Source organism: Zongyangia acetica (assembly GCF_038739695.1).
In the GTDB taxonomy this organism is placed as follows: domain Bacteria; phylum Bacillota; class Clostridia; order Oscillospirales; family Ruminococcaceae; genus Zongyangia; species Zongyangia gallinarum.
In genome coordinates this window covers 1-16819 of record NZ_JBBEWN010000024.1, presented here as the reverse complement: position 1 = coordinate 16819, position 16819 = coordinate 1, and the positions used below count along the sequence as shown (strand labels likewise).

Genomic DNA, 16819 nt, shown 5'->3' with positions numbered 1-16819 from the left:
CCATCTGGCTGGCCGCCGTTTTAATTTTGAGATGCTCAGCGGCTTGATTTTGTATTGCATTTTTTCGCCTCCCTAAAAATCTGAAATTTCTACTTGACTTTTATTAGCAGGTCTTTCACAGCGGAACAGATTTACACGCCCTCTGCGTCTACTTCATACACATCGTAGACCTCGTTGGGCTTGAGCTTGAGCCGGGTGGACAGGAACGCCTCGATGTCAAAGGCGTTCTTGGGGTCCGCGTCGGCGGTGTACGGGTAATTGGGGTGCTTGGTGATGTCGTACTTGTCCGAGAGGAAAGGCCGCACACCGCGCAGCTGGAGGATACACTTGCCGCCGTCCATGACGGCCAGTTCATCCTGGCTCATAAGCTCTTTGCCGAGCTTTTGGTAGTTAAGAGAATGGGATGTCTCGCGGCCCCGGCTCTCGCCGGTGTTGTAGGTGTCGATGGTCTCCTTGCCCAGCACGGCGGCCAGCTCCTTGAGGGTTGTCGGCTCTTTGCCGCCCAGGAAGATGGAGGTATCCATGTTGCCGATGATGGTATCGGCGTTGTCCTTGTAGATAGCTTTGAGCTGGGACTGTGCTTGCAGCACCAGGCAGGCGGAAATCTCACGGCTTCGGATGGTGGCAACCAGCTTTTCCAGCCGAGGGATCTGTCCAATATTGGCGGCCTCGTCAATGAGGCACCGCACATGGACCGGCAGCCGCCCGCCGTACACATCGTCCGCTTTTTCGCAGAGCAGATTGAACAGCTGGGTGTAGCACATGGAGATCAGGAAGTTAAAGCTATCGTCCGTGTCGCTCATAATCAAGAACAAGGCGGTTTTCCGGTCTCCCAGGGTATCCAGCTCCAGCTCGTCGTAGGCCGTGACCTCCCGCAGCTCCGCGATGTCGAACACGGCAAGGCGCGCACCGCAGGAAATCAGGATGGATTTTGCGGTTTTGCCCGCAGCCAGCTTGTACTTTTTGTACTGACGGACGGCGAAGTGGTTGGGCTTCTCTGCCTCCAGCGCGTCAAACATCAGGTCCACGGGGTTCTTGAACTCCTCGTCATCCTCCCGGACCTCCATCGCGTTGATGAACTCGATGAGGGTGGAGAAATTCTGTTCCTCCACCGGGGCCTCGTAGTGGATATACCCAATGAGGGCGCAGTACAAAAGCGTCTCGGCCTTAACCCAAAAATCGTCCCCGGCCTTGCCCTCGCCCTTGGTGTTGGCGATCAGCGTCGTGACCAGTTTCAAGATGTCCTTTTCGGAGTGGATGTAGGCAAAGGGATTATAGTGCATGGACTTCTTGAAGTTGATGGTATTGAGGACTTTGATCCGATAAGGCTCATAGATGTCCTTGCCGTGCTTATCCTTCATGGGCTTGCCGTCCTTGCCCAGCTTGGGTGTGCCGCGCTGAAGCATTTTGCCGCACTCCACCAGGATGGTGCCTTTTGGGTCTGTCACCACATAGGAGCTGTGCATCTGCATCAGGTTCGGTTTCAGCCAGAAGCGGGTCTTGCCGGAACCGGAGCCACCGATCACCAGCACATTTTTGTTTCTGGCGGTCTTGGGGTCCTTGGGGCGGCTGTTCATGGTCAGGCTCTCGGTTTTAGTCAGAATCACATTGTTCTGGAACACCGGGTCGATGTAGGGTGCGATGTCCTCATGGGTGCCCCAGCGGGCGCTGCCATACTCCATACCGTGCCGGTACTTCTTGGCGTTCTTGCTTTTGAGATACACGGCCAATCGCAGGCCAGCGCCGCAGCACAGCCCCACCAGCAGGTCCAAAGGGTGCAGGCTGGGCCACCAGCTGGCCAGCGCCACCGGCAGCGTGGAGAAGAACGAAAGCATTTTTGCCGAAGCGTCCGCACCCACGGCCATCCGCCATCCTTCACCGAAGTTGGTTGCGAACAGCCCCATCAGGATATAGGGCATATTCAGCAAAAGGAGCTTTTTGATGTCAAGTTGCTTTTTCATCTTCATCGTTCCAGCTCCTTCCGCTTGTTCCGGTCCACAACGGCGTGTTTCACCAGCTCTTTGAACTGGCTCAGCTTTGCCAGCACGGACGGACGCTCTGTTTTCTGCGCCTTTCTGACCTTCTTGCCGGTGTACTCGGTAAAGGCAGCGGTCAGGGCATCCGCATCGCGGCCTTTGAAAAAGATCAGGTACTTGGGCGGGGAGCTGCTGCGGTCCTTCTTCACCGCATAGTCAACGCCGTATTTCCGGGCGATCTTTTCAAACTCCTTGATGGAGGGGTCGGTGATCTCGATGTTGGAAACGCCCTGATTCTGGCCGATCAGCTGCTTCACCGTCTGTTTGCCGTGGGGAATCACGGGGGTATCCCGGCTTTTCTGCTTTTGCAGCTTCTTTTCCTTGCGGTGGGCAAGGTACTTGGTGATGGCGGCCTTAAACAGCCGCCCGGTAAACTTTGTTCCGCTGACTACCAGCGTCAAAGTCCTGTTTTCCACTTCCTCCTGCATAGGTCATCGCCTCCTTTCCACGGATTTTGCAGGGGTGGCGCTTGATACTAAGGCGGGACCACCAGCCGCCGCAGCAGGTATTTCATCATGGCAGGCTCCTTTCAACGCAGCTGATCGGAGCGGTCATAGTACAGATGTCCCTGGCGCACCTTGGCATGGCTGAGAATCTTGATGTGGCCCTTTTCCTGGTTCTCCAGGCTTTTCTGGTATCCGGCCTCCGTCAGAAACAGGCGGGTCCGTTCGCCTTTCCAGCCCACCGGCGAATCGTGGGTCAGCACATCGAAGATAATCATGTGCCGGGTGTCCTCGGCAAACCGCTCCAAATCCATGTACTCATGGCCGTGGTAGTTCTGCGCCCCGGCCTTGAGCCGCATTTCCTCCATCAGCTGGCCCACGGTCTTACGCTCAGGCATGGCGCGCACCTCCTTTCCCGCGTCCCTGGCCTTTCACAGTCAGGATACCGTCCAGGGTGGTAGCGGTGATCCGCAGGCGCTCAGCGGTGGCGATGTCATTCTTCACGGTCTCGTCGATGCCGTGGCCGCAGACCACCAGCACATGGGACCGGCGCAGATAGTCTCGCACCATATCCAGCCCGTCCTTGTGTTCCTGGGGAATCTCGTCCTTGAGGAAGGTGGACAAGAACAGAACCGGGCAGATGGGCGAATACCCGGCGTCGTACACCTGGCGGCAGTAGGTGGCAGCGTTCTCGGCGTTCTCATACTGGTTGTTGCTCCAGGGAGCCGTAATGTAGGCAAGAGGTCGTTTCATGGCAAAATCCTTTCTCCCGGTATTGCCGGGCAACAGAAAAGCGGCTGTTTACCAGCCGCCTGTGTTCATATCGTGATTGACTTGTACGGTGTAGTGATTGCTGATCGTGGTGGGCGCGTTGAACAGCACTGCAAGCAAATACTGTTTCATATTGCGGACCTCCGTGGTGTTTTTCTGCATACCGTCCATGACAAATCGGATATGCTCGCTATCCAGCTTCAAGAACCGGGAGCGCACGACTTCATGGGGAAAGTCGCTGCCAGCGATCCGAGTGGTTTTACGTTTGGCACAAACGGTCTCCACCATCAGCTCCACAATCTCGTCCAGGTCCTCACGGTAGGTCGAAAACTCTCTGCACAGATAGTCATACTCGATGTTCTCCAGAATCAATTCCCGATAATTTTCTATCTCTGAGACAGACATCGCATCCCTTCCTTTCCGTTCCGGCAGCTGTGCTGCCGCTGTTTCCCGGAAGGGAATGGAATCGGTACTTGCTCCATGAGTATTTTGTTTTTGAGTATTTGGTTTCTCTATATTTAATTCTGCGGGCTTTTCCGTATCCGGTTTATCCAGATACGGGTTTTCCGTATCTGGTGAAGCCGTATCTGGTACAGCCGTATCCGGCCTTGGCGTTTCTGGCTGCCTGGGCTGGGGTTTCTCATAAATCACATACTCGGTGTCGCTGATCCGGCCTTGTTGGTCCCGCAGCTGGTTCCGCACGATGTAACCGGCGGTTTCCAACTCCCGCAGCGCACTGCCGATGGCATCAACGCCCTCCTTGCAGATTTTCGCAAGTCCACGGGTAGTATAGTTCCAGTCATCAGGCAGGGATAACATCATGGAAAGAAGCCCCTTTGCCTTGAGGGATAGTTCGTGGTTCCGCAGGTGATGATTGCTCATCACGGTATAATCTTTGGTCCGTTCAATGCGAAAAACGGCCATTGACTTCACTCCTTTCTAATTTTAGGGCATGAAAAAAGCCACAATCCTTCGTGAAAAAGACTGTGGCTTTCAGCTGTTTTTGTTGTTCTGCCAGGGCCGGTAAGGACGCTTGTACTTCGGCGGATGACTGAACATCGGCTCATGCTCCGAAAACGGGAGGGTCTGCAAAACCCGGTCAATGTCGGTGGATTCCATATCATACTGGGACTGGCAACTTTCCCGGATGGCATCTTTGATGCTCTGGACAGTACACATATTCATTCCTTTCCTTTCGTAGTGATAATGAGTTTACGGGTGGCGGCGGCGCTTGTCCGGTTTGAAGTCGAGCACATGGCCCTCGATCACACGGGCATACCGCTTGATTTTGATTTCCCGACGCTTCTGGCTTACGAGGGCGGCCTGATACCCGTCCTCCGTAAGAAACAGCCGCATATCATCGCCGGGGCAGCCGTAGGAACAAGGGCGCTGAACGGAAAACTCGATCATCCAGCGGGTGCTGTCCTGAAAACGCTCTACGGCCAAGATATTGTGTCCTTTCAGCTCACGGGCTGAAATATCCCTCATAGGCGGCTCCTTTCATCGTTCCTGGTCTCTCTGGCGCTTCTTCTGCCACGCCTCCAGCAGTTTGATAATGGTTTCCTGCATCCGCTGGGGCGTATAGCTTTTGGGGAAATACTTCCGCAGGGTGTCGGAGGTGAAAGTCACTTTGTCGAGATCACTTTTCTTTTCCTCACCCATGATGACGCGCATCATATCGAGGGTCAGATGTCCCTCCTGGCTGTATTTCTTGAGTCGCTGAGCCTGGGAGAGAGAGGGGGTAGCCTGTTCGCTGTCCATCGCGTCCAGCAAATCCCGCTGTTCTTCTTTTTTGAGAAAGGACAGCTCATAAGCCGGATTGAGGGCGATTTTCTTTTCATTGACCATATCCAGCAGTTCGGGAATCAGCTCCGTCAGGCGGATATAGCGCTGCACCTGGTTCCTACTCGAACCAGCCTGCTGCGCCAACAATTCATCTGCACGCAACTTCGTCCCAAGTTGGGACGAAGTTAAGTCCCCCCGTGCGCCTTGGTGTTTCATAGCCTCCAGCTTCATCTTGTAAGCAAAGGCCCTTTCGCTGGGGAGCAGGCTTTCACGTTGTAAGTTGCTGTCCACCATGATGATAGTGGCAGCATCATCGTCCAGGTCTCGGACAATGACAGGCATGGTTTCTTTCTCGGCCAGCTCACTGGCCCGGTGCCGCCTGTGACCGGCAACCAGCTCATAGCCGCCCTCCGGGTCCGGGCGGGCGATCGCCGGAACCAGAACACCATACTGCCGAACGCTGTCGGCGGTCTCCATCATGGCCTCGTCATCCTTGACTTTGAAGGGATGCCCCTTAAATGGGTGCAGCTCAGACAGCGGAATTTCCTGTATCTTCTCCAGCTTGGCATCCTGGCGGCTTTCCTCGGTGGAAAACAAATCATCGTATGGAGCCAGCTCTACTTTTTTCGCGCTGCTTTTCAAGTTTTATCACCTCCTTGGTCAGATTCTTATAGCCCTCGGCCACCTTGCCATTAGGGTCATGGGCAAAAATGCTTTTGCCCTCGGCGCTGATCTCCTTTGCCCGGACAGAATGGGGAATCTCGGTGCCGAACACCTTGATTTTGCTGCCATAGGTCTCCCGCAGCAGGGCGGCAATCTCCTTGGCGAAGTTGGTGCGGTTGTCCACCATCGTCAGCAATATGCCGTCGATCTGGAGCTTGGGGTTGATCTGCCGCTTCACCTTGTTTACGGTCTGGAGCAGCTGTTCCAGGCCCTTGGCGGGCAGGTACTCCGCCTGAACGGGGATTATGACCCTGTTGGCGGCGGCCAGGGCGTTGACCGTGAGCATACCCAGGGATGGCTGGCAGTCAATCAGGATATGGGAATACTGTCCCTTGAGCGTGTCCAGATACTGCCGCAGGATGGTCTCTCGGCTCATGGCGTTCACCAGGGAGACCTCCATGCCGGAGAGCTGGATGTCTGCGGGCATCAGGTCAACGCCCTCCGGGTGGTGCAGGATACCCTCGCCGGGGCGCAGCGGCTCGTCCATCAGGATACGGCCCATCGCGTCGGACAGGGTAAAGGGCAGCTTGTCCGGCTGGGGGTGGCCCAGGCTGATGGTCAGGCTGCCTTGCGGGTCCCCGTCGATCAGCAGCACTTTCTTTCCGGCCTGCGCCAGCCCAATCCCCAGGTTCGCGCAGGTGGTTGTCTTGCCAACGCCGCCTTTCTGGTTGGCGATGGCGATGATTTGCGTGTTCAATGACTTCACCTCATTTCTGAATTGTTCTATGGCTTCTGGAAATAGAAAAAGCCGCCACTTCAAAAATTGAAAGTGACGGCCTTTTCTTATCCCGGAATGAAATTCCCCGGAAACGCAAAAAGCGCCCAGTAGAAAATACTGAGCGCTTGGCGATTAGATTTATTCTCTTTTGTTCAAATTAGGTCAAATTCAGACAAACCGTTTTCACGAAAAAGGTCTCTTGGAGATGTATAAATAAACATCCCCTTGGCATCCCAAAATCGCGTCTCGGTTGTCCTATTTTTTAACCCATAAGCCCTCTTTTTGGGGTGGTTGTCCACCATTTAACCCATAGAAAACGGGTTAAAAGAGGCTTCGTTCTGTCAAATTGCGTCAAACCATTTGAAAAGGAAAAACCCCGGAAACCGCGTAGTTCCGGGGTTTTTGACCACTTTTGATAAAGTTTAGCGCTTGCTGAACTGCGGAGCGCGACGGGCAGCCTTGAGGCCGTACTTCTTACGCTCTTTCATACGCGGATCGCGGGTGAGGAAGCCGGCTTTTTTCAGAATGGGGCGCAGCTCCTCGTTGTACTCCAGCAGTGCTCTGGCAATGCCGTGACGGATAGCACCGGCCTGTCCGGTGACGCCGCCGCCGCCAACGTTGCAGACAATGTCAAAGTTGCCGTTGGTGTTGGTCAGCTCCAGGGGCTGGCGGACAATGAGTTTCAGGGTATCCAGGCCGAAATAATCGTCGATATCACGGCCGTTGATCTTTATGGAACCGCTGCCTGCATAGAGTCTCACTCTGGCAACGGAATGTTTTCTTCTGCCTGTTCCGTAAAAGAATGGTTTTGTATCGTACATTTAAATGTCCTCCTTTCCTATCTTATAGAGACCAAGTTTCGGGGTTCTGTGCGGCATGGGTATGCTCCGCGCCCTTGAATACGCGGCAGCGCTTGAGAGAATTGGCCCCGATGGTGTTGGAGGGCAGCATCCCTTTGACAGCCAGCATCATGGCTTTCTCAGGATTTTCCTTCATCAGCTTGTCGTATCTGGTCTCTTTGAGGCCGCCGATCCAGCCGGTGTGATGACGGTAATATTTCTGCTCCAGCTTTTTGCCGGTGAGGACAGCTTTTTCCACGTTGATGATGATGACGTGATCGCCGCAGTCCACATGGGGGGCATAGGTGGGCTTATGTTTGCCGTTGAGGATATGGGCGGCGAGAGCAGCGGTGCGGCCCAGGGGCTTATCGGCTGCGTCCAGCACATACCATTTGCGGCTGATTTCGCCAGCTTTTGGCATTGTTGTTGACATACGTTTTACCTCCTACAAGTATCTTCCGGCCGTCTCCTCTGGGGGAACGGCAGCGGGAAAAGTGAAACTTTTCTATCAAAATCCGCTTTCCTAAGCGGTTTAGACATCAAGTCGCATGTACCATTATAGTGAAGAAGCCCTAGGGTGTCAATACCTTTTTTGCAAAAATTTAATTTACATCTCCGCTTTCTCTCGATTTCTCTCCCAAACGCCGGATTTCTCTCGCATTCTCACGCGCCATTTCGCTTTTTTGCAGTCTCCCGAAAGCCCGGCGGGGGAAAAGGGGATTGCCAGGCCCGCTGATTTCCTGTACAATAGAACAGGTTTTGAGAAGGGGGGAAGGAAGATGCAGAAGATCCTGGGCTATATGCGCAAGGCCATCACCGACTATCAGATGCTGGAGGACGGGGACCGGGTGGCCGTAGGGGTCAGCGGCGGCAAGGATTCGGTGGTGCTCCTCACCGGGCTGTGCCGGCTGCGGAGGTTTATCGGCATCGACTATCAGGTGGTGGCTGTGACCCTGGACCCCATGTTCGGCGGCGTCCCCACCGACTACACCCCCATCCAGAAGCTCTGCGATCAGCTGGAAGTCCCCTTTGTCCTCAAGCGGACCGACATCGGCCCGGTGGTCTTTGACATCCGCCAGGAGAAAAACCCCTGCAGCCTCTGCGCCCGGATGCGGCGGGGCGCCCTCCACGACGCGGCCAAGGAAAAGGGCTGCAACAAGATCGCCCTGGGCCATCACTGGGACGACGCGGTGGAGACCTTCCTCCTCAACCTGTTCCACGAGGGGCGGATCGGCTGTTTCTCCCCGGTGTCCTACCTTTCCCGGAAGGATTTGACCATGATCCGGCCCCTGGTCTTTGCCCCGGAGCGGGATATTGGGTCGGCCCAGCGCCGGTGCCGGCTGCCGGTGGTCAAGAGCAAGTGCCCGGCGGACACCTTCACCCAGCGCCAGTGGGCCAAGGAGTACCTGGACAGTATGGAAAAGGAGCATCCCGGCCTTAAAAAGCGGTTGTTCGGCGCTATGGTCCGGGCCCATGTCAGCGGCTGGTGAGAAAGAACAAGGCATAAAGAGGCGGCGGACCCAAAGTCCGCCGCCTCTTTTTTTATTATCTCATCCTGGGGAGCGCGGAAACGCTGAGCCGAAAAGCGTCCTATCCTTACTCCTCAGAAAAATCCTCTTCAGTCAGCAGGATCTCCCCGCATTTTGCCTCATGGGCTTCGATCTCCTTCCAGCAGAGGTACTCGATGAGATTGGACATGGATCGCTTCTCCCGCTGGGCAATTTTGCGGATCTTTGCGTGACAGGTCTCGTCGAAACGGAATGTAAAAGGGATTTTTGCCATGTGATCACCTCATTATATTGGCTCTTGGTCTTATTTTAGTAAAAAGCCAGTTCTCTGTATGCATAACATTTGATGTTGATATGATGGTAATCTTACATCATTATGGCCTACATGAGATGATATATGCGTATATTATAGCAATATTTTCCATGAATCGGTGGTTCGTTCCGAGGCTGCCCGGCGGGAGCGAAAAATCCGGGGGAAGGGGCCTTAGGGCAACGGGAGGACATTTTCCCGGAAGATGGAAAAAGCGGCGATGGAAATTTCCATCGCCGCTTTATGATCTCTGACGTTTAATACCGGCCCAGGGCCCAGGCAAAGTAGCGCTCCTTGATTTTGGAGATGCCGCTTTGACGGATCTTCACCTCAGCGCCGCCCTCCATAATAAAGGTGTGACCGACAATGTTGGTGATGTAATCCATGTTGGCGAGATAGCTCTGATGGCACCGGAGGAAGCGCCGGTCGGAGATCAGGGCCTCCAGATCCCCCAGCTTGGTATAGCAGGAGAAGGTGAATCCCTGCCGGGTGTAGAGGGTCACAATCCGCCGGCAGCTGGACAGATACAGCAGGTTATCCAGCAGCAGGTCATAGGTTTTCCGGGCGGTGCGGATCAAAACGTGGCGGGCCTTTTCCGGGTCATAACCGGCCAAAGCCTTGTCCAGGGCCGGCCCCACCACAGCCTCGGACAGAGGCTTTTTTATGAAGGCGGCGCCGGGGATATCCAGTAGCTCCAGGTTGGAAATATCCTGGGGCCCGATGAAGATGATCGGGCAGAAACGGTTGTACTCCCGCACCTTCTGGGACAGCTCCGTCATGTTATCGGCGGTGCCGTCGGTGGATAAGAACACTATGTCAAACACACGCTGACAGGTGTACATGGAATCGAGGATTTTCTCCAGGCTGGTGAAGGTGTCCGCCTCAGCGGGGCCCTCCGCTTTGCCCTCCATCATCTGCCGGACCAGGGCCTCCAAAGCCTGGCCGTCTTCCTGGGATGGATCGTAAATTGCAATGTTCATCATGGTATTTCCCTGCCTCCCTTAGGGGGAGAATCTACTTTCTCCGACGTTAAATTTTGTGATGAGTATGATGTGTGTAGCGGCTTCACTGTCTGCCCAGACCTGATGACTTGGGGACCGTCGGGCAGACCATTGGGTCATATAGATATACCAATCTATATTTATTATAATACACTATGACAAAAATGAACATGCTTTTTTGTGAATTCCGTAAAATTCGCCAAATTTTACAAATATGTACTAACAAAAAACGTTTTTATCGTCCTATTGGCGTTTTTGATTTGTGCAACATGCGAAAGGTTTGATAACCAATTTTTGGATGCAACGGGGAAGCATTTCCAGCAAAGCCCATATTCCCGGTGTTTCCTTTCAGAAATAGCCTGGAGAAGTAAGAAATTCGTAAGGAAAACATGTTCCGCCCTGTAAGAAATCCTCCGTATAATCACAGTGAGAAAGAGAATTGTGGTATAATAGCGTTATTGGCGCGGAAGGGGCAGGGCCCCGGCGGCGCCGAAAACGTGAAAAACCTAAAGGAGAGGAACGGAATATGCAGGATCTGACCGTATTGGTCGTGGATGACGACAAGGAGATTTGTGATTCCATTGGGATTTATCTGAAGAATGAGGGACTGAATGTGCTGAAGGCCTACGACGGGCTGCAGGCGTTGGAGATGCTTTCAGACAACACCGTCCACCTGATCCTGCTGGATATCATGATGCCCCGCCTGGATGGCATTGGCGCCATGGTGAAGATCCGCCAGGATCGCAACATCCCCATCATCCTCATCTCGGCCAAAAGCGAGGATACCGACAAGATTCTGGGACTCAATATGGGTGCCGACGATTATATCACAAAGCCTTTCAACCCCCTGGAGCTGATTGCCCGGGTCCGCTCCGCCCTGCGGCGGTATGTGACCCTGGGGGATATGCCCAAGCAGGAAAACGTGCTCAAGACAGGCGGACTTGTCCTGAACACGGTGGACAAAACCCTGACGGTAGACGGTGAATATGTCAAGCTGACCCCTATTGAATTCCGGATCCTGGAGCTTTTGATGGAAAACCAGAACCGGGTGTTCCCCATTGACGAAATCTATGAGCGGGTCTGGAATGAACCCAGTTTTGCCCCGGAAAATACCGTTGCCGTACACATCCGCCGCATCAGGGAAAAAATCGAGATCAACCCAAAAGAACCCAAATATTTGAAGGTGGTGTGGGGCATTGGATACAAAATCGAAAAAATCTAAGGGTGGCGCTGTCTTTGCGGCCTATTTTATAGGCATCTGGCTCATCGTCGCCTCCCTGGCGTCCATCCCGTATCTGCTTTCCCGGCAGTTTTATGAGGATGACTACACCGAGACCCAGAATTTTCAGGAGATGATGAGCCAGACCCTTTACGAGGGCTATACCATTGTCACCTATAACCCCCAGTTTGAGGACTATAAGTCGCAGTACTGGGATAACTACTATAACGACTATGTCAACCAGTACGGCTATTATCCGGAGCTGACCGATGGTGAAATCACCCTCCAGGAGGAAAAGTTCCGGGAGGACTGGGAAGAGAACAAGGACAATGAGCTAAGAGACGAAAAAGAGAATTTCTACACCGACCGGGACGTCCGGCAGGTTTATTTTGTCAACGACGACACCGACGCGGAATTCCACCGGGAGTATACCAACACAGACTTTGGCTCCCTGGAGGAGTTTAAGGCCTACATCGAGGCGCATCGGAGCGAATACCACTATCTGGTCTATCTGAATCAGGGGCAGTTTTCCGGCTCCGGGCCGAAGGGGGACTTTACCTATCCCAGCTTTTACGGCGGCGCCGAGGAGATCTTTTCCTGGATCCCCGGCGACCAATCCGCCTATGAGCACATGACGGTCATCATCGCCGTCCGGGAGGACCTGGGCGCCTTCGGCTCCTATGGCAACTGGGCCTATTCGGTCTATCTGGGCTATGAAGTCAGCCGCTATTTAGCGGTTATCGCCCTTTGCTGCTTCGGGGCAGGGTTGGTGCTCTTCATCCTCTCCTGCGTCTTCCGCAAACGGCGGCTCCTCTTCTCCCAGCAGATGGCGGCGGGACTTTCCAAGATTTGGCTGGAGGCCAAAATTGTGGCCTATGTCCTGCTCATCGCCCTGGGCGTCTCCGCCTTTGCCCTCGCCTTTGATTCACCGCCCCTCCTTCTGGCCGCGCCACTGGCCTATTGGCCTATCTACCTGATCTGCCTGGACTTTAAACACAACGGGCTGCAGGTGTTCCGGCAGAACAGCGTCAACACCCTGTTTAAGGCCGTCAATAAATATAGTATGAAATACCCCTTCCAGAAGCGGCAGTCCCGGAAGATGGCCATCTTCTTTGGCATCGAGGTGGGCATTGCCGTGCTGGGCGCCATCTTCTTCGCCATCGGCGTCATGGGAGAAGGATTTTTCGTCTTCCTGGCCCTCCTCGCCGCGGGGATTGGGCTTCTGGTGGGCTACCGGTTTATCGACCGGTACCGGAATTCCCTGCAAAACCTGGGGCGGATGATGGATCATGTCCATGCCATCCGGGAGGGGGAGAATCCGGCGCCATTGGTCCTCTATCCCAGCGATCCCCTCTTCGATTTCGCAATGGATCTCAACGGCATCAACGAGGGCATCAGCAAGATGGTGGAGGAGCGCACCAAAAGCGAGCGGATGAAAATCGAGCTGATTACCAATGTATCCCACGACCTGAAAACGCCGCTGACCTCCATCATCAACTATGTGGATCTGCTGAAAAACGAGGAGCTGACCCCTGACTTTGCCAACGATTATGTAAAGGTCCTGGAGCGCAAGTCCATGCGGCTGAAGACCCTCATTGAGGACCTGTTTGAGGTGTCCAAGGCAAACTCCGGCAATATGGAGATGGAGCTTACCGTCATCGACTTCGGCGAGCTGGTCGAGCAGACGGTAGCGGAGCTGGATGAAAAGATTGCCCCCTCCGGTCTGGACTTCCGGGTCCATGTGCCCCAAAAGCGGATTCATATCAACGCCGACGGCCGCAGGCTCAACCGGGTGCTCTCCAACCTAATCCTCAACGCTGTCAAGTATTCCTTGAAAGGGACCAGGGTGTATATTGACGTGTTCCGGTGGGAGCAGCGGGCCATCTTTGTCATCAAGAATATCGCTTCCTACGAGATGAACTTTAATACCAATGAGATCATGGAGCGCTTTGTCCGGGGGGACGCGGCCCGGTCCACCGAGGGCTCCGGGCTGGGGCTGTCCATTGCCAAGAGCTTTACCGAGCTGATGGGCGGCGAGATGGATATTGCCGTGGATGGCGACCTGTTCAAGGTCACGCTGGATTTTGAGGTGGTAGAGCCTCTCCGGCAGCTGCATCAGTTCCCTGACGAGCCTCCCGAAGAGCTCCAATAGGCCGCCCTAGCGGGCAGCAAGACGCGGACCTAGCGGTCAGCATGACGCGCCCACGGCCTGGCTAAAACCACTGTCCGCGATGCCCGCAACCTTGTTGCGATTGACACCACAGCGCGGTGTCCCCCGGCGGTAGCCGGCGCGACTTGTCAGCGGCGACTCGCCGTCCGCGACCCCTTCCGGGGCGGGAAGACGCGCTCATGGCCTAGTTAAAACCACTGTCCGCGACGCCCGCGTTTTGGTTTCCCATTGCGCCTATCCGCGAGTTCCCCCACCGGCAGGTGGGCCCCTTCCGGGGCGGGAAGACGCGCCCTGGGCTTTTGCTTATGTGTGATAAAGAAGCAATAGAAGTGCAAAAAATTTTGCCGTTCCTATCCGACACTTGGCCATTGTGTCGGATAGGTCGGGCGGTTATTCGGGCAAGTCAATCTTGCCGACAAAGCTGTAATAAATCTCAATGTCCTGCCTGCGGGTGCCGTTCTCATCATAGCTGCACTCATGCACCACAATTTTCTCGATCATTTCCCGCAAGAGAGTGGGGGTCAGTTCTTCAAAGGCAAGGTGCTTGCGGACAATGCCCATAAATTTCTCGGCGTTGACGGTAGCTGCCTGTGACTTGTCCAGTTCGGCTTGCAGGGCGGCGGCTCTCTTTTTCAGCTCCGCTTGCTCGGCTTCGTAGTCAGCCGACAGTTCCATGAAACGCTCATCGCTGATTTTGCCGTTTACATTGTCCTCATACAGCCGCTTGATAATGCGGCTGATTTCAGAAATGCGTTCCTGCGCCTGTTCAAGCTGCTTGATGGCTGCGGCGGTCTTTCGCTTGCCGCCGATCTCGTTCTGCTGGACAAGTAGTTTCACAAACCGGCTCTCATGCTTGGCTGCGTATTCGGTCACTTGCCGGAGATTTGCCAGGACACCAGCGGTCAACAGATCGGTGCGGATAAAGTGCGCCGTACAGTTGCGGGTGCGCTTCTTGTAGCTGCCGCAGATGTAGCAGTCCTGTTTGCGGTCTTTGTTCTGATACCGCTGCTGATACATCACATGGCCGCAGTCGGCGCAGAACAGCATACCGGAGAACAGCCCCACTTCATCGTAGCGGTTCGGGCGTTTGCGCTGTTTGCGTAACTCCTGCACCCGTTCCCATGTTTCCTTGTCGATGATCGGCTCATGGTGGTTCTCGAAAATGGCCTGCTTCTCGACGGGGTTCTCTATGCTGTGCTTGACCTTATAAGAAGGCTTTTCCGTTTTGAAGTTCACCAGACATCCGGTGTACTCTCGGTTTTCGAGGATATGAACGACGGTGTTGGTCGCCCATTTGCACTCATAGCCTGGGTGATAACGGCGGGTGCTGCCTGTCCGCTGATATTCCAGCGTCCCCGGCGTGGGGATTTGCTGCTCCGTCAGCATACGGGCAATCTTGGTCGGGCCGTTCCCGGCAAGGCAAAGCTGGTAAATCTGCTGCACCACCGGGGCGGCTTCCTCGTCTATAATAAAATTCTCGTCCTCGTCCATCACATAGCCGTAAACCGGCTTGCTGGTAACAGGCTTGCCGCTCATGCCTTTTGACTTTTTCACTGCCTTGATTTTCTTGCTCGTATCTCTCACCAGCCATTCATTGAACAGATTTCGCAGCGGGGTAAAATCGTTGTCCATGCCCTCGCTGGCACTGTCCACATTATCGTTGACAGCGATAAAACGCACACCCTTTTGAGGGAACAGCATTTCCGTGTAAAACCCTACCTGCAAGTAGTTTCGCCCTAACCGGCTCATGTCCTTGACGATGACCGTACCCACTTTCCCGGCTTCAATGTCCGCAAGCATGGCTTGAAATCCGGGCCGCTGGAAGTTCGCGCCGGAAAAACCGTCGTCGGTGTACCAGCGCAGATTGGTAAAGCCGTTCTGTTTTGCGTAGGTTTCGAGTATCCTTTTTTGGTTCGATATGGAATTACTCTCGCCTTGCAACTCGTCCTCATGGGACAATCTCGGATAAAGGGCGGTAATGAGGTTTTGGGTGGCTTGTCTTAACATAAAATCCTCCGTTTCCGACAGCCAGCCCCACTATTCCGTGGTTTCATTGTACCACGGAATAGGGCGGGCTGTATAGCTGCAAAAGTGTAAAATCTGCTTCTTTATGATTTGTAAAATTGCCGATTTTTGTGTAGCGATTTATTGTTTTCATTTTCTTGTGTAAATATTTATAAATCCGTGTTATGATATTAAAAATAAATTTACGGGGTGGAGAAATGAAAAATGTAATTATTAGCGCCGATGGTGATAGAATGGTTTATTCTGTTCCGAACATTGTAGCTGACAATCTAACCGAATACTGCATTGAATTTTGTGATAAATGGCTTAGAACAAGTTCCCACGCAAAAAAATATAGGATTAACGGTGGCCTATGTTACAATGAGCGGGATTTCATTGAGTATCTCAACAGATTCATATTTCCCAAAGAGCAATCGGTGTTTATTGAAAATCTTGGTCCAATAGGGATTGATGAATTACCAATACCAGAACGCTACAAGGATTGTCCTATGTTTAATTTCTAAAAGATATAAAAAGCGGCCACGCTCCCCGGCATGGCCGCTTTTTCCATGCCCCGGCTCACGCCGGATAAGTTGGCTCCTGTGTAGCAGCGGCTTCCGCTTCCAGTACCCGCGCCATTTTGTCGGCAGCGGTGGTCGTGGTGTCTTTCTTGAAATAGCCGGACACGACAAGGACGGAATTGCCCATGCGGATTTCCGTCACGCAGTCGGGGCGGCGGGTGGTGCGGGTGTCGTGCTGCTTGTTATCTGCCATAGGCAATACTCCTTTCAGTCGGTAATCTCGTCGTCGCAAAGTCCACTCCGCTTCGTTTCCCGCTGAAGCGGAAAACTACGCTCGCTCCCTTGCTCCTCCTCTCCCCGCAAAGCCTTACGGCTTTGTGGGGACCCCATTAATGCTTTCATGCTCTCCATTTTCCGCTGTGCGGTTTCCTGCCGGAAGTTGTCGCCGGTAAAGCGTACCGGGACGCACATGGAAAGCAGGCGGTCATAAATCCGGGAATGGGCGGTGTCCTCCGGGTTGTGCAGGTCGTCCAGCGTAAGGTTGGTCGTGACGATCAGCGGCTTGCCGCTGCGGTAACGGCTGTCAATCACATTGAACACCTGTTCCAGCCCGTATTCCGTCCCGCGTTCCATGCCGAAGTCGTCAAGGATCAGCAGCGGATAGCGGCAAAGGCGGGAAATGTACTCGTTGCGGTTCTCAAAGCTGGCGGCAAGGTCGTTGAGGATAAGGGCAAAGTTCGTCATGTGGACGGGGATTTCTTTCTCCATGAG

Annotated in this window: 19 protein-coding genes and 1 pseudogene; 4 read left to right on the top strand and 16 right to left on the bottom strand. The window is 54.0% G+C overall.

Annotated features, from left to right (window positions below):
• Positions 1–131 precede the first annotated feature (131 nt).
• From WGC32_RS14440 to rplM, 11 genes are all read right to left on the bottom strand, one after another.
• The gene (locus WGC32_RS14440; protein ID WP_026649524.1) at positions 132–1961 is read right to left on the bottom strand and encodes a VirD4-like conjugal transfer protein, CD1115 family; all 1830 of its coding nucleotides are present in this window, start codon (positions 1959–1961) and stop codon (positions 132–134) included.
• Between the two features lie 2 nt (positions 1962–1963).
• The gene (locus WGC32_RS14435; RefSeq protein ID WP_002576352.1) at positions 1964–2464 is read right to left on the bottom strand and encodes a PcfB family protein; all 501 of its coding nucleotides are present in this window, start codon (positions 2462–2464) and stop codon (positions 1964–1966) included.
• A gap of 101 nt (positions 2465–2565) precedes the next feature.
• Positions 2566–2877: a DUF5720 family protein gene (locus tag WGC32_RS14430; RefSeq protein WP_002576353.1), complete on the bottom strand. Its 312-nt coding sequence runs from the start codon at positions 2875–2877 to the stop codon at positions 2566–2568.
• A complete protein-coding gene (locus WGC32_RS14425) occupies positions 2870–3232 on the bottom strand; it encodes a DUF7768 domain-containing protein (RefSeq protein ID WP_002578791.1) in 363 nt (120 codons plus the stop codon). Before WGC32_RS14425 ends, WGC32_RS14430 begins: the two co-directional genes overlap by 8 nt.
• 48 nt (positions 3233–3280) lie before the next feature.
• Positions 3281–4174, bottom strand: a complete 894-nt coding sequence (locus WGC32_RS14420; RefSeq protein ID WP_002576355.1) for a DUF6017 domain-containing protein — start codon at positions 4172–4174, stop codon at positions 3281–3283.
• Positions 4175–4243: 69 nt separating this feature from the next.
• Positions 4244–4435 carry a hypothetical protein gene (locus WGC32_RS14415; RefSeq protein ID WP_002576356.1) on the bottom strand — a complete coding sequence of 64 codons (192 nt, stop codon included), beginning with the start codon at positions 4433–4435 and terminating at the stop codon, positions 4244–4246.
• A gap of 27 nt (positions 4436–4462) precedes the next feature.
• Complete coding sequence (locus WGC32_RS14410) at positions 4463–4738, bottom strand: DUF5720 family protein (protein WP_002576357.1); 276 nt, start codon at positions 4736–4738, stop codon at positions 4463–4465.
• Between the two features lie 12 nt (positions 4739–4750).
• Positions 4751–5677, bottom strand: a complete 927-nt coding sequence (locus WGC32_RS14405) for a ParB/RepB/Spo0J family partition protein (RefSeq protein ID WP_342682911.1) — start codon at positions 5675–5677, stop codon at positions 4751–4753.
• Entirely contained in the window at positions 5634–6455 is an 822-nt protein-coding gene (locus WGC32_RS14400) for a ParA family protein (protein WP_002576359.1), read from the bottom strand. Before WGC32_RS14400 ends, WGC32_RS14405 begins: the two co-directional genes overlap by 44 nt.
• A 443-nt stretch (positions 6456–6898) precedes the next feature.
• Entirely contained in the window at positions 6899–7297 is a 399-nt protein-coding gene (rpsI, locus tag WGC32_RS14395) for a 30S ribosomal protein S9 (RefSeq protein ID WP_191482951.1), read from the bottom strand.
• Between the two features lie 22 nt (positions 7298–7319).
• Entirely contained in the window at positions 7320–7748 is a 429-nt protein-coding gene (gene rplM, locus WGC32_RS14390; protein WP_342682901.1) for a 50S ribosomal protein L13, read from the bottom strand.
• Between the two features lie 346 nt (positions 7749–8094).
• Here rplM and WGC32_RS14385 point away from each other — a divergent pair, with 346 nt between their 5' ends.
• Entirely contained in the window at positions 8095–8805 is a 711-nt protein-coding gene (locus WGC32_RS14385) for a tRNA 2-thiocytidine biosynthesis TtcA family protein (protein ID WP_342682899.1), read from the top strand.
• 106 nt (positions 8806–8911) lie between these two features.
• On the opposite strand, the gene WGC32_RS14380 is transcribed toward WGC32_RS14385, so the two are convergent.
• Together WGC32_RS14380 and WGC32_RS14375 are read right to left on the bottom strand one after the other, a co-directional pair.
• The gene (locus WGC32_RS14380) at positions 8912–9097 is read right to left on the bottom strand and encodes a hypothetical protein (protein WP_342682897.1); all 186 of its coding nucleotides are present in this window, start codon (positions 9095–9097) and stop codon (positions 8912–8914) included.
• A 293-nt stretch (positions 9098–9390) separates the two neighbouring features.
• Complete coding sequence (locus WGC32_RS14375) at positions 9391–10116, bottom strand: LytR/AlgR family response regulator transcription factor (RefSeq protein ID WP_342682895.1); 726 nt, start codon at positions 10114–10116, stop codon at positions 9391–9393.
• A gap of 553 nt (positions 10117–10669) precedes the next feature.
• On the opposite strand from WGC32_RS14375, the gene WGC32_RS14370 reads away from it, so the two are divergent.
• Both WGC32_RS14370 and WGC32_RS14365 read left to right on the top strand, forming a co-directional pair.
• Complete coding sequence (locus tag WGC32_RS14370) at positions 10670–11356, top strand: response regulator (RefSeq protein WP_191482971.1); 687 nt, start codon at positions 10670–10672, stop codon at positions 11354–11356.
• Positions 11331–13505 (top strand): sensor histidine kinase, encoded by a 2175-nt coding sequence (locus WGC32_RS14365; protein ID WP_342682893.1) that lies wholly within the window; start codon positions 11331–11333, stop codon positions 13503–13505. The genes WGC32_RS14370 and WGC32_RS14365 overlap by 26 nt, the downstream gene beginning before the upstream one ends.
• 408 nt (positions 13506–13913) lie before the next feature.
• On the opposite strand, the gene WGC32_RS14360 is transcribed toward WGC32_RS14365, so the two are convergent.
• A complete protein-coding gene (locus tag WGC32_RS14360) occupies positions 13914–15530 on the bottom strand; it encodes a recombinase family protein (protein ID WP_342682891.1) in 1617 nt (538 codons plus the stop codon).
• A gap of 215 nt (positions 15531–15745) precedes the next feature.
• Between WGC32_RS14360 and WGC32_RS14355 the strand changes: the two genes are divergently transcribed.
• Positions 15746–16051 carry a hypothetical protein gene (locus WGC32_RS14355; RefSeq protein ID WP_087371200.1) on the top strand — a complete coding sequence of 102 codons (306 nt, stop codon included), beginning with the start codon at positions 15746–15748 and terminating at the stop codon, positions 16049–16051.
• Positions 16052–16106: 55 nt separating this feature from the next.
• Here WGC32_RS14355 and WGC32_RS14350 read toward each other — a convergent pair whose 3' ends face one another.
• Together WGC32_RS14350 and WGC32_RS14345 are read right to left on the bottom strand one after the other, a co-directional pair.
• A complete protein-coding gene (locus tag WGC32_RS14350; protein WP_002596234.1) occupies positions 16107–16301 on the bottom strand; it encodes a transposon-encoded TnpW family protein in 195 nt (64 codons plus the stop codon).
• A gap of 134 nt (positions 16302–16435) precedes the next feature.
• Positions 16436–16819, bottom strand: a pseudogene (locus tag WGC32_RS14345) (ATP-binding protein); the annotation flags it as partial.

Excerpts from the sequence above, each read along its gene's own strand:
- WGC32_RS14440 (WP_026649524.1), bottom strand. The coding sequence starts at position 1,961 with ATGAAAAAGCAACTTGACATCAAAAAGCTCCTTTTGCTGAATATGCCC.
- WGC32_RS14435 (WP_002576352.1), bottom strand. The coding sequence starts at position 2,464 with ATGCAGGAGGAAGTGGAAAACAGGACTTTGACGCTGGTAGTCAGCGGA.
- WGC32_RS14430 (WP_002576353.1), bottom strand. The coding sequence starts at position 2,877 with ATGCCTGAGCGTAAGACCGTGGGCCAGCTGATGGAGGAAATGCGGCTC.
- WGC32_RS14425 (WP_002578791.1), bottom strand. The coding sequence starts at position 3,232 with ATGAAACGACCTCTTGCCTACATTACGGCTCCCTGGAGCAACAACCAG.
- WGC32_RS14420 (WP_002576355.1), bottom strand. The coding sequence starts at position 4,174 with ATGGCCGTTTTTCGCATTGAACGGACCAAAGATTATACCGTGATGAGC.
- WGC32_RS14415 (WP_002576356.1), bottom strand. The coding sequence starts at position 4,435 with ATGAATATGTGTACTGTCCAGAGCATCAAAGATGCCATCCGGGAAAGT.
- WGC32_RS14410 (WP_002576357.1), bottom strand. The coding sequence starts at position 4,738 with ATGAGGGATATTTCAGCCCGTGAGCTGAAAGGACACAATATCTTGGCC.
- rpsI (WP_191482951.1), bottom strand. The coding sequence starts at position 7,297 with ATGTACGATACAAAACCATTCTTTTACGGAACAGGCAGAAGAAAACAT.
- rplM (WP_342682901.1), bottom strand. The coding sequence starts at position 7,748 with ATGTCAACAACAATGCCAAAAGCTGGCGAAATCAGCCGCAAATGGTAT.
- WGC32_RS14385 (WP_342682899.1), top strand. The coding sequence starts at position 8,095 with ATGCAGAAGATCCTGGGCTATATGCGCAAGGCCATCACCGACTATCAG.
- WGC32_RS14380 (WP_342682897.1), bottom strand. The coding sequence starts at position 9,097 with ATGGCAAAAATCCCTTTTACATTCCGTTTCGACGAGACCTGTCACGCA.
- WGC32_RS14375 (WP_342682895.1), bottom strand. The coding sequence starts at position 10,116 with ATGATGAACATTGCAATTTACGATCCATCCCAGGAAGACGGCCAGGCT.
- WGC32_RS14360 (WP_342682891.1), bottom strand. The coding sequence starts at position 15,530 with ATGTTAAGACAAGCCACCCAAAACCTCATTACCGCCCTTTATCCGAGA.
- WGC32_RS14355 (WP_087371200.1), top strand. The coding sequence starts at position 15,746 with ATGAAAAATGTAATTATTAGCGCCGATGGTGATAGAATGGTTTATTCT.
- WGC32_RS14350 (WP_002596234.1), bottom strand. The coding sequence starts at position 16,301 with ATGGCAGATAACAAGCAGCACGACACCCGCACCACCCGCCGCCCCGAC.